The 16,060-nt window shown below is 61.6% G+C and carries 14 protein-coding genes and 2 pseudogenes; 12 read left to right on the top strand and 4 right to left on the bottom strand.

Annotation, left to right across the window (positions count from 1 at the left end):
* Positions 1–2: 2 nt before the first annotated feature.
* Together BM267_RS16220 and BM267_RS16215 are read right to left on the bottom strand one after the other, a co-directional pair.
* On the bottom strand, positions 3–1,346 hold the full coding sequence (locus BM267_RS16220; RefSeq protein ID WP_074781329.1) for a hypothetical protein: 1,344 nt from the start codon (positions 1,344–1,346) through the stop codon (positions 3–5).
* Entirely contained in the window at positions 1,343–1,771 is a 429-nt protein-coding gene (locus tag BM267_RS16215; protein WP_074781328.1) for a PaaI family thioesterase, read from the bottom strand. The genes BM267_RS16220 and BM267_RS16215 overlap by 4 nt, the downstream gene beginning before the upstream one ends.
* Positions 1,772–1,992: 221 nt before the next feature.
* On the opposite strand from BM267_RS16215, the gene BM267_RS16210 reads away from it, so the two are divergent.
* The 6 genes and pseudogenes from BM267_RS16210 to BM267_RS16190 all read left to right on the top strand — a co-directional run bounded on the left by BM267_RS16210 (position 1,993) and on the right by BM267_RS16190 (position 6,905).
* The gene (locus BM267_RS16210; protein ID WP_074781327.1) at positions 1,993–3,507 is read left to right on the top strand and encodes a 3-hydroxyacyl-CoA dehydrogenase; all 1,515 of its coding nucleotides are present in this window, start codon (positions 1,993–1,995) and stop codon (positions 3,505–3,507) included.
* 4 nt (positions 3,508–3,511) lie between these two features.
* The gene (locus BM267_RS16205) at positions 3,512–4,711 is read left to right on the top strand and encodes a 3-oxoadipyl-CoA thiolase (protein ID WP_036991932.1); all 1,200 of its coding nucleotides are present in this window, start codon (positions 3,512–3,514) and stop codon (positions 4,709–4,711) included.
* 143 nt (positions 4,712–4,854) lie between these two features.
* Entirely contained in the window at positions 4,855–5,151 is a 297-nt protein-coding gene (locus BM267_RS16200) for a hypothetical protein (RefSeq protein ID WP_074781326.1), read from the top strand.
* A gap of 39 nt (positions 5,152–5,190) precedes the next feature.
* Positions 5,191–5,673, top strand: a complete 483-nt coding sequence (locus BM267_RS16195; RefSeq protein ID WP_036991927.1) for a YbhB/YbcL family Raf kinase inhibitor-like protein — start codon at positions 5,191–5,193, stop codon at positions 5,671–5,673.
* A 117-nt stretch (positions 5,674–5,790) separates the two neighbouring features.
* Positions 5,791–5,907: pseudogene (locus BM267_RS16865) on the top strand (DUF4442 domain-containing protein); the annotation flags it as partial.
* A 188-nt stretch (positions 5,908–6,095) separates the two neighbouring features.
* Positions 6,096–6,905: an acyl-CoA thioesterase gene (locus BM267_RS16190; protein WP_036991924.1), complete on the top strand. Its 810-nt coding sequence runs from the start codon at positions 6,096–6,098 to the stop codon at positions 6,903–6,905.
* 161 nt (positions 6,906–7,066) lie between these two features.
* Here the strand turns inward: BM267_RS16190 and BM267_RS16185 are convergent, their stop codons facing one another.
* Together BM267_RS16185 and BM267_RS16180 are read right to left on the bottom strand one after the other, a co-directional pair.
* Positions 7,067–7,735, bottom strand: a complete 669-nt coding sequence (locus tag BM267_RS16185) for a crotonase/enoyl-CoA hydratase family protein (protein WP_074781325.1) — start codon at positions 7,733–7,735, stop codon at positions 7,067–7,069.
* Positions 7,732–9,366, bottom strand: a complete 1,635-nt coding sequence (locus BM267_RS16180; protein WP_074781324.1) for an AMP-binding protein — start codon at positions 9,364–9,366, stop codon at positions 7,732–7,734. The genes BM267_RS16185 and BM267_RS16180 overlap by 4 nt, the downstream gene beginning before the upstream one ends.
* 221 nt (positions 9,367–9,587) lie before the next feature.
* Here BM267_RS16180 and BM267_RS16175 point away from each other — a divergent pair, with 221 nt between their 5' ends.
* From BM267_RS16175 to BM267_RS16770, 6 genes and pseudogenes are all read left to right on the top strand, one after another.
* Entirely contained in the window at positions 9,588–10,373 is a 786-nt protein-coding gene (locus BM267_RS16175; protein ID WP_036991920.1) for an IclR family transcriptional regulator, read from the top strand.
* 138 nt (positions 10,374–10,511) lie between these two features.
* Positions 10,512–12,605: a 3-hydroxyacyl-CoA dehydrogenase NAD-binding domain-containing protein gene (locus tag BM267_RS16170; protein WP_074781323.1), complete on the top strand. Its 2,094-nt coding sequence runs from the start codon at positions 10,512–10,514 to the stop codon at positions 12,603–12,605.
* Between the two features lie 57 nt (positions 12,606–12,662).
* Positions 12,663–13,859, top strand: a complete 1,197-nt coding sequence (locus BM267_RS16165; protein WP_036991917.1) for an acyl-CoA dehydrogenase family protein — start codon at positions 12,663–12,665, stop codon at positions 13,857–13,859.
* A gap of 12 nt (positions 13,860–13,871) precedes the next feature.
* A complete protein-coding gene (locus BM267_RS16160; protein WP_074781322.1) occupies positions 13,872–15,005 on the top strand; it encodes an acyl-CoA dehydrogenase family protein in 1,134 nt (377 codons plus the stop codon).
* A 171-nt stretch (positions 15,006–15,176) separates the two neighbouring features.
* Complete coding sequence (locus BM267_RS16155; protein ID WP_036991913.1) at positions 15,177–15,926, top strand: electron transfer flavoprotein subunit beta/FixA family protein; 750 nt, start codon at positions 15,177–15,179, stop codon at positions 15,924–15,926.
* Between the two features lies 1 nt (position 15,927).
* Positions 15,928–16,060, top strand: a pseudogene (locus BM267_RS16770) (electron transfer flavoprotein subunit alpha/FixB family protein); the annotation flags it as partial.

Raw genomic sequence — 16,060 nt, 5'->3', positions numbered from 1 at the left:
TGTCAGGATTGCAGCCAATGGACGATGAACAATAACAGCAACAACAGCGGCAATGCACTGATGACGAAGCGGCCATTCCAAACGAACGCCACCCGCAGCGGATTCTCACCGGTGTAACGCGCCAGGATCAGCGTCGAGGGGCCGAACGGCGAGAAGATCATGGCAATCGAGAAGCCGCACATCAAACCCAATGCCGGGGTCATGATCGGCACGCCCAGTCGTGCCAGCTCGGCCAACAGGCCGACCAGCAGGGATAAGGAGACGATCGGCGCCACCCCAGCCATTGCCAGCAGGATGATGCCGAACAGACTGCCCACGGCCAGCAGCATATTGTATTTCGGCTCCTGAGCCAGCCAGAGCGCCAGTTCCTCCAGCGGCGCGATCGCCCCCAGCGCCCCGCCCATCAGCGCGGCACAGCCGAAAATGAACATCTCGTTGTGCATGGTGATCAGATTGTCACTGATCTCACCCAATACTCGCCGTGGCGAGCGTTCACACCACAATAGGTAGCAGGCAATACCCACCGGAATCAGGATCATCGCCGCCTGGGAGGGGGTCAACACTGTCAACCAGGCCAGCACCCCAATGGCAGTCAGCCCAAGCAGACTACCCATCAACAGCGCACCCATGCCCGCGGCGCGACTGCTGTCACCGATATTCTCCCGCAGCTGCAGTAGCCCACGGGTCTCCCGATGCCAGCCAACCATCAACAGCAGCAACGCCGCTACCAGGCCATAGGGCACCATGGTGGCCCAGGACAGCTGTGGCATTTCCCGTGTGATCATGGCGATGGTCACACTGGTCGGCGCTACCAGCGGTACCAGGGCAAAGCCGCGCAGGGTGGTAACCAGGACCGCACGCAGCCCCTCACGGCGCTGCTCATTACTCAGAGAGTATTGCCGCAGGTGCTGATCGAGCGTGCCGCACAGCAGGCTCATCATGCCGAAGTTGAGAATCGAGCCGATGCTGCCGGACGTCAGCACGTAGCGCGGATACAGCCAGATCGCCGGCCCGGCCAGCAGCGCCTTGTGCAGCTCGCGCAGGTGTGGCATGCGTTTGGCCAGCAGCTGCATCAACCCCAACGCGCCGAGGAAGCTGGCGTAATAGGCACCCGACGACGCCAATCGGCCCCACAGAGCCGGATCGCCTTGCCCCAGCACGGCCACCGCCAGCAGCATGCCGACGGTGAGCAACCCGAGAATCCTTGGATAGGGCAACAGGCGCCGGAAGTGAATGATGAAATAGCCTGCCAGCGCTGCGGCGGCGAACCAGCTCAGTTGCGGCCACTGCCCGGCCAGCGCGATCAGTTCCAGACCGACGCCCAGCGGCAACAGCAGCGCGCTCATGGCAAGTCTCTGCGCAGCGCACCCTTCTTGAATACACCTTCACCAAAGGCCAGCAGGTTATCGTTCGCATCGAGCAGATCACAACTGGCCATGAAGATCTTGTGGCCGGCCTTGCGGCAGGTAGCGACCGCCCGCACCCGCGCACCCTCATCGGCGGTGGCGCTGAAGTTGACGTTCATCGACAGGGTGATAGCCACCCGGCGCTCATCCGGATCGGCCGCATAGGTGCCACACAGCCCCATGGCAATATCCAACAGGCTGGCAGTAATGCCACCATGCAGATTGCTGGCGTTGTTCAGATGTCGCTTTTCGAGGGTCAGGCCTACCACCGCACGGTTGTCGCTGTATTCCAGCAGCTCACCACCCAACTCCTGAAAAAAACCGGTCACCGTACGCTGTACGGTCAGATTCTGGTCTTCACTCATAGATGATCCTGATTGCGAATGTCACGGCAGCGCATCGGCGCGTCTGAAGGTTGAGCAGTATGCCATGGCGCAACCCGGACGTAACCGCTGTGATAGCCGCCTTATATGTGGTCATAACGGCGGCCCGGCTTGCACTCGAGGAGCGCAGGATTTAATCTCATCCCACTTTTAAACGAAATACGGTTCCGCATAGCGGAACAGAGTAACTGAGGAGCCTGAGTATGTTCAACCGGATTGGTGTTATCGGTGCCGGCGCGATGGGCCGTGGTATCGCCCAGCTGCTCGCCAGCAGTGGTCAACAGGTGTTGCTGTACGATACCCGCGCCGAAGCCATCGAAGATGCCCTCAGCTTCAACCGCAACCTGCTGCAGCGCCAGGTCGCCAAGGGCAAGCTCAGCGAGGCGGATTTCGATGCGATCAACACGCGCATGCAGCCCGCCGCGCAACTTGAGCAGCTCAAGGACTGCGACCTGGTCATCGAGGCCATCGTCGAAATCCTCGAAGTGAAGCAGAAACTGTTCACCGACCTGGAAGCCATTGTCAGCGAAGATTGTCTGCTGGCGACCAATACCTCTTCCCTGTCGGTTACCCGTATCGCCGCTGGCTGCCAGCGTCCGGAGCGCGTCGCCGGCTTCCACTTCTTCAACCCCGTGCCGCTGATGAAGATCGTCGAGGTGGTACGCGGATCACGCACTGACGAGCGCTACATCCAGGGGCTGGTCGAGCTGGCGGACAAGGCCGGTCACTTCCCGGCGATCACCCCGGACACCCCCGGCTTCCTGGTCAACCATGCCGGCCGCGCCTTCGGCACCGAAGCCCTGCGCATGCTCAGCGAAGGTGTTGCCACACCCCAGCAGATCGACCGCATCCTGCGTGACGGCCCGGGTTTTCGCATGGGACCGTTCGAGCTGTTCGACCTGACCGGGCTGGATGTCTCCCACGCGGTGATGGAGTCGGTGTACGAGCAGTTCTACCATGATCCGCGCTATACACCGTCGTTCATTGCCGGTCAGCGCGTCGCCGCCGGCCTGCTGGGCCGCAAGACCGGTCAGGGTTTCTACCGCTATGAGGAAGGACAGAAGATCGAACAGCCCGAGCCGGCTGCCGAAACCGTACTGATCAACCGGCCGTTCTGGTTGCAGAGCGATGACCAGGGTCTGCGCAGCCAGGTGGCCGCCGTGCTGCAAACCGCCGGCGCTACGCTGGAAAACGGCGAGCGGCCCTCCGCCGAAGCCATCTGCCTGGTCACTCCGCTGGGCGAAGACTGCACCGCTGCCCTGACCCGCCAGCAACTGCCCACCGCCCGTACCCTGGCGCTGGACAGCTTCGCCAACTGGGACAAGCGCCGCACTCTGATGCGCCAGCCCGCGGCGGACGCCAATGTGGTTGCCCAGGCCCGTCAGGCACTGGCTGCCGATGGCGTACCGGTGGAAGTGATCAATGACTCTCCCGGCTTCGTTATCCAGCGGCTGATCGCCAGTGTGGTGAATCTGGGAACCGAGATTGCCCAGAAGGGTATCGCCACCCCCGATACACTGGACCGCGCCATTCAACTCGCCCTGGGCTATCCGCAAGGCCCGCTGGCCTTTGGCGAGCGCTACGGCAAGCAGGCGATTCTGACTGTGCTGAACAACATGCAGGCGGTCTATGGCGAGCCGCGCTATCGTCCCAGCCCCTGGCTGCGCCGGCGCGTTCAGCTTGACCTGCCCCTGACCACCCCCGATTTCCAGGAGTAATCCGATGACTGCTTATATCTATGATGGTTTGCGTTCCCCCTTCGGTCGCCACGCCGGCGCGCTGGCCCCGGTACGCCCGGACGACCTGCTGGCCGAGGTGATCCGCGCCGTGGTTGCCCGCAACCCCTTCGACGGTCAGGACTACGAAGATGTGGTCATGGGCAATACCAACCAGGCCGGGGAAGATGCCCGTAACCTGGCGCGCCATGCCGGCCTGTTGGCCGGTCTGCCGCAGGAAGTGGCTGGCGTTACCGTAAACCGCCTGTGCGGCTCCGGTCTGGCTGCCATCCTGGATGCCGCCCGTGCCGTCAAAGCTGGCGAGGGTGACCTGTTTGTTGCCGGTGGTGCCGAGAGCATGAGCCGTGCGCCCTTCGTCATCGCCAAGAGCGAAAGCCCCTACGCCCGCGAGTTCCGTGCCTTCGACAGCACCATCGGCGCACGCTTTCCCAACCCCAAGGTAGAGAAGCAGTACGGTGATGACACCATGCCGCAGACCGCCGATAACGTCGCCGCCGATCTGGGTATTACCCGCGAAGAAGCCGACACCTACGCCGCTCGCAGCCAGGCCCTGTACGAGAAAGCCCGTGCCGAAGGCTTCTTTGCCGAGGAAATCCACCCCATCGAAGTGCCCCAGGGCCGCAAGAAGCCGAACAAGGTGGTCGATCAGGACGAGCATCCGCGCCCATCCAGCGACATGGCCGCATTGTCCAGCCTGCGCCCGCTGTCCGAGGGCGGCGTGGTCACTGCCGGTAACGCCTCGGGCGTAAACGACGGCGCCGCGGCGCTGATCATCGGCAGCGAAGCCATTGGCCAGAAGTACGGCATCAAGCCCCGCGCCCGCATTCTCGCCGGTGCTGTTTCCGGCGTCGCGCCGCGGGTCATGGGTCTGGGTCCGGTTGAAGCCTGCAAGAAAGCGCTGAGCCGTGCTGGCCTGACACTGGACGACATGGACGTGATCGAAATCAACGAAGCCTTCGCCTCCCAGGTACTGGGCTGCGCCAAACAGCTGGGCATCGCCTTCGATGATCCGCGCCTGAACCCCAACGGCGGCGCCATCGCCGTCGGTCACCCACTGGGTGCCTCCGGTGCACGTCTGACCCTGACTGCACTGCGTCAGCTGGAGCGTACCGGCAAGCGCTATGCGCTGGTCAGCCTGTGTATCGGGCTGGGTCAGGGCGTGGCGGCAGTAATCGAGCGGGTGTAAGTTCCACTGCTCCCCTCCCTCCTCGCGGGAGAGGGGAGCCTGGCGGACAGGGAAGCATCCGGCATTGAAAACCGGCGCTGGAACTTCTGGCCTTGTCCCGATCTCTGCTATGGTATCGATCCCATCGAACCGGAAGCTTTCCGATGTATGTAAATACCAACCCTTTCGAATGGCTGGGGCAGGCCTTCGGCACCCTGGTCAGATTGATAGTCGACGGCCTGGCCTGGGTATTCGATATGCTCAGCGGTGCCAGCACCGCCTTCGTCAATGGCTTTTCCCGCGCCCTGGGCATCGATAGCAGTATCCTCAGCATCGCCTTTGTCGTGCTCGGACTCTTTCTCATCTATCTTGGGGTCAGCTCGTTCATCAAGAAACGGATCATTGCCGGTGTGATCTGGCTGCTGCTCGGCCTCTGGTTGCTGAGCACCTTGATCCGCTGATCCGTGATCGCCCACCTCTGCATATAAAAGGAGAACACCATGGGTTTTGCCTTGAATCTCGATCTGCAACTGACCAGCAGCGCCTTCACTGCCGATGGCGCCATTCCCACCCGACATACCGGTGAAGGGGAAGATATCTCTCCGGCGCTGAGCTGGAGCAACGCGCCGGCCGGCACCAAAAGCTTTGCAGTGATCTGCCATGACCCGGACGCACCGCTGGTCTCCGCCAACGGCACCTACGGCTTCGTACATTGGGTGCTGTACAACATTCCCGGTGAGGTCACCAGCCTGGCCGAAGGCTGTGGGGATTACACCCAGGGGCAGAATAACTTCGGCAAGACTGGCTACGGCGGCCCGATGCCCCCGGAAGGCCATGGTCAGCATAAATACTACTTCTGGGTACTGGCTCTGGATGCCGAGCCGGATCTGTCAGCAGGCCTGGATCTGTGGCAACTACTGGCCAAGGTCGAGCCGCACACCCTGGCGATGAACCGCCTGGTCGGCACCTACCAGCGCGGCTGATCGATTGAGCGGGTGTCCAATGGAGACCCGTTCAGTTGCTGACTGAACGCCAGGCGGCCTCCGCCAGCATTTCCCGATAGACCGTAGGCGGCGTACTGGCTCTGCCTGACAGCCCCCGATGGTAGCGACGTGGACTGGAGCACCGCCGGTGACAAGCTGGTATCCGTGACCGTATTTGATGAGCAGGACCAGCAGGTATTCACCGCTCGCATCACCATGAACGTAAAACTGTAACCCGCTGCAGAAGCTGCTCCCACCGGGGAGCAGCTGCCAACCCAAGCCCGGCGCGGCTGAATCGGCATTTACAGGAGCGAAAAGCAGCTCATGTATGACGGCGAATTCATGCCGTCATATCAGCTTGCCGCCCTCTCCCTGCATGCCTAGGATGAGCACTCAGCAAGCCTGCCAATGGATAATCACTAATGAGCAACAACCACGCCTTCGATCAGGCCATTGCCCTGACACCCCGCTCCGACAATCTGTACCAGGGCAAGACCAGCGAAGCCTTCCAGAATATGGTCGGCCCGTTTGGCGGGACCACTGCCGCTACCCTGCTGCAGGCGGTATTGCAACATCCCCAGCGGCTGGGCGATCCGGTCTCCCTGACCGTCAACTTCGCCGGGCCGGTAGGCGATGGCGAATTCGAGGTGGAAGCCACGCCACTGCGCACCAACCGCTCGACCCAACACTGGTTACTGCTGCAGAAACAGAATGGCGAGGTGGTCACCAGTGCCACGGCTTTTTTTGCCATTCGCCGTGACACGCTGACGGAGCAGCAACTGAGCGCTCCACCAGCGCCGGCACCAGCCTCGCTGCAGCGCATGGATATCAGCATTCGTAATTGGTTCAAGCAATACGATTTCCGCTTTGTGCACGGTATTCCGTTGATGGGTCGCGCAGAAGGACAGCCGCTCGATACCGAATCGCTGTTGTGGGTACGCGACGCGGTGGAACGGCCGCTGGATTTCACTTCGCTGACGGCGATGGGGGATGTGTTCGCCCCGCGCATCTTCCTGTTGCGCAAGAGTTTTACGCCATCAGGTACCGTGTCCATGACGCACTATTTCCATGCCACCAGCGACGAGTTGGAAAAGGTAGGCAGCGGTTTCCTGCTAGGTCGCGCGCAGGCTTCGCGACTGCATAACAACTACGCGGATCAGGTTGCCCATTTGTGGTCGGAAGATGGCCTGCTGCTGCTGACCAGCACCCAGTCGGTGTATTTCAAGGAGTGACCTTGATGGGCTGGCTCGCTGTTAGCGTCAGCCCAGGTTGTCGAGCAGGTGCTCGACAACCCGAAAGACGGGCCGCAGCGTCACCGTCAGCCGCGGCGCAAAACCTGATTCCCGGGTGTAGCGCACCTGCGCTACGCCTGTGCCGCCCGGCGACCGAAGGATCAGGACGCCGCCAGCGCCGCTACCACTTCCGCCCTTAATGGCGCATTGAGCAGCAGACGGGTTTCCCGGTAGGCCTGGCGATGCAGCGCCGCCAACTGCCGGGCCTTGTCACGGGCGCGCTCCAGCAGATCACCGCCGGTTGCCAGTTCATCATAAAAACCCGCTTCCAGCGCCTGCTCCGGGTCCAGTGTCTGGGCCTGCAGGGCGCAGCGATTGAGCCAGCTCGGCGCCAGCCGCGCGCGGGCCTGGGGCATGGCGGCATCGGGCATGGTCATGCCGATGGCCACTTCATTCAGACTGATACTGAACGCGCCTGCTGCACCGATGCGATAGTCAGCCAGCAGCAGCATGAACGCTGCCTTGGCCATCGCATGGCCGGTGCTGGCGATGACCACCGGTGCCGGATAATCCAGCAGGGCCAGGGTCAGGCGATCACCCGCGGCGCGCATGGCATCGCAGGCTGGGCCACCGGCGGCGATCAGCTTGCGATCGTAGCCGCCACTGAAACAGCCGGCCCGGCCATAGATAAGCAGCGCAGCATCAGCCTTGGCGGCTTCGGCAATGGCCTCCAGCAGACTTTCCAGCATCTGTTCGGACAGTGCATTGACCTTGCCATCGTCGAGCGCGATCTCCGCCACGCCATCGGCGATGCTCAGCGACAGGCTCATGCACTTACCTCTGCTACCTCTGCCCTCGCCTCATCACGCAGTACCCGGCGCAGCAGTTTACCGACAGTGGACTTGGGCAGATCGTCACGGATCTCGACGAAGCTCGGCACCTTGTAGCCGGTCAGCTGTTCGCGGCAATGGGCAACGATATCGGCTTCGGTCAGGTTCTGGTCATGCAGGCTGACATAGAGCTTGATGGCCTCGCCTTTGCGCTCATCAGGAATACCCACCGCTACACACTCGCGGATGCCCGGGTGGCGCATGACCGCGTCCTCGATGTCATTGGGGTAGACGTTGAAACCCGAGACCAGAATCATGTCCTTCTTGCGATCGACCAGCTTGAGGAAACCATCCTCATCGATGACGCCGATATCGCCGGTTTTCAACCAGCCGTCGGCAGTGAAGGTTTCAGCGGTGGCTTCAGGGCGCTGCCAATAGCCTTTCATTACCTGCGGTCCACGCACCAGCAGTTCGCCCGGCTCGCCGGTCGGCAACTCGTTACCTGCATCGTCGACGATCTTCAGCTGGGTATCGATGATTGCCTGACCGATATAGCCTTCCTTATAAGGAGTGGTAGCGGTAGCGGCAATTACCACCGGCGAGGTCTCGGTCATGCCGAAGCCTTCACGGATGACGCTGCCGGTACGCTCGTACCAGCGCTTGGCGACCGCCAGGTTCAGCGGGGCTCCACCGGAGTTGACCCACTTCACCTGGCTGAAATCGATGCTGTCGAATTGCGGGTGCGCCATCAGGGAGACGAACAGGGAGTTGATACCGGTCAGCAGCGTGATGCGGTGGCGCTGCAGATCAGCAATCATATTGTCCAGGTCACGCGGGTTGGTGATCAGCACGCTGTTGAAGCCGGTGAATACCGAGGCTAGGCAGTTCGCCGTGAAGGCGAAGATATGGTACAGCGGCAGCGGTGAGACGCGAACTTCGTTACCGTATTCCAACTCACCGGGGCTGAGGATGCTGACCGCCTGCAGTACGTTGCACAGCAGATTGTTATGGGTCAGCATGGCGCCCTTGGACACGCCGGTGGTGCCGCCGGTGTACTGCAGCACCGCGAGGTCTTCCAGCCCGCGCTGCGGGTCGACTTCCGGCAGCGCCTTGCCCTTGGTCAATGCCGCCATGAAGCGGGTCACGTCGGCCTCGTCGCTAGCTACCTGGGGGTTGCTCCAATCGTCTACGCTGGTGACAATCAATCGCTCGATGGCGGTCTCGCCTTGCACAGCCCGCACCAGCGGCACCAGCTTGTCGAGTACCACCACTGCCCGGGCGCCGGAGTCGGTAAACTGATGGCGGGTTTCCGGCACAGTGTACTGGGGGTTGGTGTTGACGATGACCAGACCGGCCTTGAGCGCACCGAAGATGGTGACCACATACTGCAGCAGGTTGGGCAGTTGGATGGCCAGGCGGTCGCCGGGCTGCAATCCGAGTTCATGGCGCAGGTAGCGAGCAAAGCTGTCCGACTTGTCTCGCAACTCCGTGAAACTGACCGAATCCGCACCGCAGGAGAAGGCGGTCTTGTCGCCGTAAACATGACTCGCCTGCTTCAGCAGATCATACAGATTGGTATGACCGAGTTCGGCCAGCCGGCCGGCGACAACGCAGGATTCTGGTGTGGACATCTGAACCTCTTTTTTGGACTATTATTTTGCAGTGCGGAATAGAATACCAAAAGATGCTATTCTATCTGTCGCGGCTGTGCAATCATCGGTACAAATCAAAACAAAATTGCTGTGCAGGACATTTCCGTTGGTTCCGCCCGCATGAAAAGAGTAGCCCGGCATCGTCTGCGCGGCAGCGGTCGCTACGCAAGGATGCCCTTCCATCAAGGTATGAATGCTTTATGAATGACGATCAGGCAACACCCAACCCAACCAAGGACCGCAAATTCGTCGAGGCACTCTCACGTGGGCTTGATGTGTTGCGCGCTTTCAGTCAGGGCTCGGTGGTCCTGGGCAACCAGGATATTTCCCGGATCACCGGGCTACCCAAACCCACTGTGTCGCGCATGACCTATACGCTGACCAAGCTCGGCTATCTGGCCTACTCGCCACAGCTGGAGAAGTACCAATTGGACTCCGGTGTGCTGGCGCTGGGTTATGCCTATGTCTCGAACCTGCGGGTACGCCAGCTGGCCAAGCCCTACCTCGATGAATTCGCGCGCAACACCAACACCTCCGTGGGCCTGACCTGCCGCGATCGTCTGTCGATGATCTATGTGGAGAATTGCCGTCCCGCCGAAATCACGTCGCTGCGCATGGATGTCGGTGTGCGTCTGCCGCTGGCTACCACCGCCGCCGGTCGTGCCTACCTGGCCGCGATGAAGGAAGAGGAACGCCGGCACGTGATGAGCTCCCTGGCCGAACGCCATCCGGACACCTGGCCGGAGCTCAAACAACAGCTGGAAGAATCCTTCCGCGACTACGAAAAATATGGTTTCTGCCTGTCCCTCGGTGACTGGGATCGCAATGTGAATGCCGCTGGCGTGGCCTTGCATCTGCAGGACGGTACGCTGATGGCATTGACCTGCGGTGCACCGACCTACCTGGTGTCCGAAGAGAAAGTGAAGAACCAGTTGGCGCACCAGTTGGCGATCCTCGCCCGGGATATTGAACGCCTCGGCGTATAACCATCAACGCGCCTTATGTCGCACCATTTTCCAACGGGCATCGACAACGCTCTGCAAGTTTTGTATTTTGCCATGCGAAACATGGTTTCATTATTCCGCACAATGAAACGCATCTGATCGACTCACAGGAGATTCATCATGTCGGACGTGGTCACACTGGAGCGGCAAGGCGCCGTTGCCGTTGTCAGAGTCAACAATCCGCCGGTCAACGCTCTGGGCGTGGCAGTGCGTCAGGGGCTGGAGAACAGCTTCAAGGCCGCTGAGGCCGACCCTGAGGTCAAGGCCATCGTACTGGTCTGTGAAGGCAACACCTTCATCGCCGGCGCCGACATCAAGGAATTCGGCAAGCCGCCACAGTCGCCCAGCCTGCCTGACGTGGTCAATGGCATCGAGGCCGGCAGCAAGCCGAGCGTCGCCGTGATCCATGGCACCGCCCTGGGTGGTGGTCTGGAAGTGGCGCTGAGCTGCCATTACCGCATCGCTCGCAAGGACGCCAAGGTCGGCCTGCCGGAAGTCAAACTGGGCCTGCTGCCCGGCGCCGGCGGCACCCAGCGTCTGCCCCGCGTGGTAGGTGTCGAGAAGGCTCTGGACATGATCGTCAGCGGCGCGCCGATCAGCGCTACCGAAGCCAATCAGCTGGGTGTGGTCGATGAAGTGTTCGACGGCGAGCTGCTGGCCGCAGGCCTGGCCTTTGCCAACAAGCTGATCGCCGATGGCAAGGGTCCGCGCCGCACCGGCGAGCGCACCGACAAGCTGGAAGGCGTCGACAATGCGGCGCTGGTCGCTGCCAAGCGCGCCGAGCTGGAAAAGAAAGCGCCTGGCCTGTTCTCCCCGCAGCGCTGCGTCTCCGCCGTCGAAGCCGCCTTTACCCTGCCGCTGACCGAAGGTCTCAAGCGTGAGCGCGAGCTGTTCGCTGAATGCCTGGTCTCCCCGCAGCGTGCTGCGCTGGTGCATGCATTCTTCACCGAGCGTCTGGCCTCCAAGGTTGACGGCCTGCCGAAGGACACCCCGGTGCGTGAGTTCAACTCCGCCGCGGTAATCGGTGGCGGCACCATGGGTGTCGGCATCGCCATGTGCTTCGCCAATGCCGGTATCCCGGTGAAAATTCTGGAAATCAGCGAAGACGCTCGGGACAAGGCGATCCAGCGTGCTCGCGATACCTACGGCATGAGCGTCAAGCGCGGCAGCCTGACTGAAGCGGCGCTCGAAAAGCGCATGACCCTGATCAGCGGCGTGACCGACTATGCCGACCTGGCTGATGTGGACGTGGTGGTCGAGGCGGTATTCGAGGAAATGGGCGTCAAGCAGAAGGTCTTCGAAGCCCTGGATGCCAACTGCAAGCCCGGCGCCATTCTGGCCAGCAACACCTCCTCACTGGATTTGAACCAGATCGCCCAGTTCACCAAGCGCCCCGAAGACGTCGTCGGCCTGCACTTCTTCAGCCCGGCCAACGTCATGCGTCTGCTGGAAGTGGTGCGCGGCGAGAAGACCAGCGACGAAGTGCTGGCCACCGCCATGGCGATTGGCAAGAAGTTGAAGAAAGTGGCCGTGCCCGTGGGCGTGTGCGACGGCTTCGTCGGCAACCGCATGGTATTCCAGTACGGTCGCGAATCCGAGTTCCTGCTCGAAGAAGGCGCCACACCAGAACAGGTGGACGCTGCGCTCCGTAAATTCGGCATGGCCATGGGCGCGTTCGCCATGCGCGACCTGTCCGGTCTGGATATCGGTCTGGCCATCCGTACCCGTCAGCGCCAGACCCTGCCCGCCGAATTCAAGCTGCCAACCATCCTCGACAAGATGGCCGAGGCTGGCATGCTCGGTCAGAAGACCGGCAAGGGCTTCTATGTCTATGAGAAGGGTTCGCGTACCCCGCTGCCGAACCCCGAGCTGCCGGCCATTTTGGCGGCCGCTTCCAAAGAGCAGGGCGTCGAGCGTCGCGAGCTGTCCGATGACTACATCATCGAGCGCACCATGTACGCCTTGATCAACGAAGGGGCGAAGATCCTGGAAGAAGGTGTTGCCCAGCGCGCCAGCGATATCGACGTCATCTACATCAACGGCTACGGCTTCCCGGCGCATCAGGGCGGCCCCATGTTCTATGCTGACGCCGTCGGTCTGGATCGTGTCTATGCTCGCATCTGCGAATTCCACGAGCAGCTCGGCGCCTGGTGGAAGCCAGCGCCGCTGCTGGAAAAATTGGCCAAAGAAGGTCGCAAGTTCGCCGATCTCTGAGACTTTTCTGCGGGCACCCGACGGGTGTCCGCAGCTGAATAACAACGAGGACCCAACATGGAAATCCATTACACAGCTGAACAAATCGCCTTCCGTGATGAAGTGCGTGCATTCCTCAAGCAGGAGCTGCCAGCCGATATCTCCCGCAAGGTAAAGCTCGGCAAGCACCTGACCAAGGCTGACCACGAGCGCTGGCAGCAGATCCTGTCCCGCAAGGGCTGGTACGCGCCAGGCTGGCCGGTCGAGCACGGCGGCACCGACTGGGGCCCGGTAGAGAAACACATCTTTGATGAAGAAACCTCTGCCGCCGGCGCGCCGCGCACCATTCCCTTCGGCGTCGCCATGGTCGCTCCGGTGATCATCAAGTTCGGTACCGAAGCACAGAAGCAGCAGTACCTGCCACGCATCCTGTCCGGTGAGGACTGGTGGTGCCAGGGCTACTCCGAGCCAGGCGCCGGTTCCGACCTCGCCTCGCTGAAGACCCGCGCCGTGCGCGATGGCGACCATTACGTCGTCAACGGTCAGAAGACCTGGACCACCCTGGGCCAGCACGCCAACATGATCTTCTGTCTGGTGCGTACCGACCCGGAAGCCCAGCAGCAGCGCGGCATCTCCTTCCTGCTGATCGACATGGCGACCCCGGGTATCACCGTGCGCCCGATCATCACCCTGGACGGCGACCATGAAGTCAACGAAGTGTTCTTCGATGACGTTCGCGTACCGGTGGAAAACCTGGTCGGTGAAGAGAACAAGGGCTGGACCTGCGCCAAGTACCTGCTGACCCACGAGCGTACCGGCCTGGCCGGCATCGGCGCCTCCAAGGCGGCCTTGAGCCACCTGAAGAAGATTGCCGCCAAACAGGAAAAGGGCGGCAAGTCGCTGCTTGAAGACACCCTGTTCCGTGCGCAGATCGCTGAAGTGGAAATGTCGCTGATGGCGGCTGAAGTGAGTACCCTGCGCATCGTCGCCGCTGCCTCCGAAGGCGGTGTACCGGGTGCGGAAAGCTCGATCCTCAAGGTTCAGGGCACCGAGATCCGCCAGGCCATCACGCATCTGATGCGCAAGGCGCTGGGGCCATATGCCCTGCCCTTCCTGCCGGAAGAGCTGGAGCTGGACTACGACGGCGAATTCCTCGTCGACGACTATGCCGCTGCCCCAGCCTCGACCTACTTCAACATGCGCAAACTGTCGATCTTCGGCGGATCCAACGAGATCCAGAAGAACATCGTCTCGAAAATGATTCTCGAACTCTAAGGAGCGCCGATCATGGACTTCAAATTGACCGAAGAGCAGCAGATGCTCCAGGACACCGCGGCCCGTCTGGTTCGCGACGTTTACACCTTTGAAAAGCGCCTCGAGTTCAGCGCCAGCGACGCCGGTTTCAGCACCGAGTTCTGGCAGCAGCTGGGCGAGCTGGGTCTGACCGCTATCCCCTTCGCCGAAGAGCTGGGCGGTTTTGGCGGCGGCGGCGTGGAAACCATGCTGATCATGGAACAGCTGGGCCGCGGTATCTGCCTGGAACCCTACATGGAGTCGGTAGTACTGGCGGGTGGCCTGATCGGCCAGCTGGGCAACGAGCAGCAGAAGGAAGAACTGCTGGGCGCCATCGCCAGCGGCGAACTGCAGGCCAGCGTCGCTCTGGAAGAGCCGAGCAGCCATTACAACCTGTATGACGTGCAGACCACCGCCCGGCAGTCCGGCAGCGAGTGGCTGCTGAGCGGCCGCAAAGGCGTGGTGATCGGCGGCCATACCGCCGGCAAGATCCTGGTCTCGGCCCGTACTGCGGGTGATGTACGTGATCAGCAGGGCATCAGCCTGTTCATCATCGACCCGAACGCCGAAGGTGTCAGCCGCCGCGTCTACGCTACCGTGGATGGCCGCAAGGGCTGCGAGCTGTTCCTTGATAACGCCAAGGGTGAGCTGCTGGGCACCGCTGGCGATGCCTATGACGCCATTCGCTATCAGAGCGGCCGCGCCATCGCCGCCCTGTGTGGCGAAGCGGTCGGCGCCATGCGTACCGCTTGCGACCTGACCCTGGAGTACCTGAAGACCCGCAAGCAGTTCGGCGTGCCGATCGGCAAGTTCCAGGTACTGCAGCACCGCATGGTCGACATGATCAGCGAACTGGAGCGCGGCACCTCCATGGCCATCCTGGCCGCCTGTCTGGCTGACGACAAGGACAGCGAGGAGCGCAGCGCCAAGCTGTCCGCCGCCAAGTTCATCGTCAACCGTGCCGCTCGTTATGTGGCCGAGCAGTGCATCCAGCTGCATGGCGGTATCGCCATGACCTGGGAATATAACGGCGCCCACTACGCCAAGCGTCTGGTCATGATCAGCCACCAGTTCGGTGATGACGATCATCACCTGGAAGCCTACTCCAACCAGCTGGTTGTTGCCTGAGGCAACCTTGAGGCCGGAAAAACAGGAATTTGTCCTGTTTTTCCGGCCAATTCATTTCAATCAGGCGGCCTGGGTACTATCGGACACGAAAACTGCCCGGTATGCTAAGGCCCCTTTTTAATGTCACACGCCCCGACGGGCGTTTCACAGACTTGCGGAGGACTAACGTCCATGAAAATCCTCGTCGCCGTAAAGCGCGTGGTTGACTACAACGTCAAGGTTCGCGTCAAGGCGGACAACAGCGGTGTTGATCTGGCCAACGTCAAGATGTCCATGAACCCCTTCTGCGAAATCGCCGTGGAAGAAGCGGTACGCCTGAAGGAAAAAGGCGTGGCGACCGAAATCGTTGCCGTCACCGTCGGCCCGACCGCTGCCCAGGAGCAGCTGCGTACCGCCCTGGCACTGGGCGCCGACCGCGCCATCCTGGTCGAGTCCGCTGACGAACTGAACTCCCTGGCTATCGCCAAGCTGCTCAAGGCGGTCGTCGACAAGGAACAGCCGCAGCTGGTCATCCTCGGCAAGCAGGCCATCGATTCCGACAACAACCAGACCGGCCAGATGCTGGCTGCGCTGTCCGGTTACGCCCAGGGCACCTTCGCCTCGGCCGTGAATGTCGACGGTGAGCGCGTCAAGGTCACCCGTGAAATCGACGGCGGTCTGCAGACCGTTGACCTGAAACTGCCGGCCATCGTCACCACCGACCTGCGCCTGAACGAGCCGCGCTACGCTTCTCTGCCGAACATCATGAAGGCCAAGAAGAAGCCGCTGGACGTGCTCAAGCCCGACGAGCTGGGTGTCAGCACCGCCTCCACCCTGAGCACCGTCAAGGTCGAAGCCCCGGCTGCCCGCAGCGCTGGCATCAAGGTCAAGAGCGTTGACGAGCTGGTCGACAAACTGAAGAACGAAGCCAAGGTGATCTGACATGACGATTCTGGTTATTGCTGAACACAACAACGCCGAACTGAATGCCGCCACCCTGAACACCGTGGCTGCTGCCGCTGCCATCGGTGGTGACATTGACGTACTGGTTGCCGGCGCCGGTTGCGCCGCAGTGG

The organism is Halopseudomonas bauzanensis, from assembly GCF_900114735.1.
Classification (GTDB): domain Bacteria; phylum Pseudomonadota; class Gammaproteobacteria; order Pseudomonadales; family Pseudomonadaceae; genus Halopseudomonas; species Halopseudomonas bauzanensis.
The sequence above is the reverse complement of the archived record's forward strand: the minus strand, read 5'-3'. Positions and strand labels throughout refer to the sequence as shown.

Coding starts and splice junctions, on each gene's coding strand:
- BM267_RS16220 (WP_074781329.1), bottom strand. CDS start 1,346: ATGAGCGCGCTGCTGTTGCCGCTGGGCGTCGGTCTGGAACTGATCGCG.
- BM267_RS16215 (WP_074781328.1), bottom strand. CDS start 1,771: ATGAGTGAAGACCAGAATCTGACCGTACAGCGTACGGTGACCGGTTTT.
- BM267_RS16210 (WP_074781327.1), top strand. CDS start 1,993: ATGTTCAACCGGATTGGTGTTATCGGTGCCGGCGCGATGGGCCGTGGT.
- BM267_RS16205 (WP_036991932.1), top strand. CDS start 3,512: ATGACTGCTTATATCTATGATGGTTTGCGTTCCCCCTTCGGTCGCCAC.
- BM267_RS16200 (WP_074781326.1), top strand. CDS start 4,855: ATGTATGTAAATACCAACCCTTTCGAATGGCTGGGGCAGGCCTTCGGC.
- BM267_RS16195 (WP_036991927.1), top strand. CDS start 5,191: ATGGGTTTTGCCTTGAATCTCGATCTGCAACTGACCAGCAGCGCCTTC.
- BM267_RS16190 (WP_036991924.1), top strand. CDS start 6,096: ATGAGCAACAACCACGCCTTCGATCAGGCCATTGCCCTGACACCCCGC.
- BM267_RS16185 (WP_074781325.1), bottom strand. CDS start 7,735: ATGAGCCTGTCGCTGAGCATCGCCGATGGCGTGGCGGAGATCGCGCTC.
- BM267_RS16180 (WP_074781324.1), bottom strand. CDS start 9,366: ATGTCCACACCAGAATCCTGCGTTGTCGCCGGCCGGCTGGCCGAACTC.
- BM267_RS16175 (WP_036991920.1), top strand. CDS start 9,588: ATGAATGACGATCAGGCAACACCCAACCCAACCAAGGACCGCAAATTC.
- BM267_RS16170 (WP_074781323.1), top strand. CDS start 10,512: ATGTCGGACGTGGTCACACTGGAGCGGCAAGGCGCCGTTGCCGTTGTC.
- BM267_RS16165 (WP_036991917.1), top strand. CDS start 12,663: ATGGAAATCCATTACACAGCTGAACAAATCGCCTTCCGTGATGAAGTG.
- BM267_RS16160 (WP_074781322.1), top strand. CDS start 13,872: ATGGACTTCAAATTGACCGAAGAGCAGCAGATGCTCCAGGACACCGCG.
- BM267_RS16155 (WP_036991913.1), top strand. CDS start 15,177: ATGAAAATCCTCGTCGCCGTAAAGCGCGTGGTTGACTACAACGTCAAG.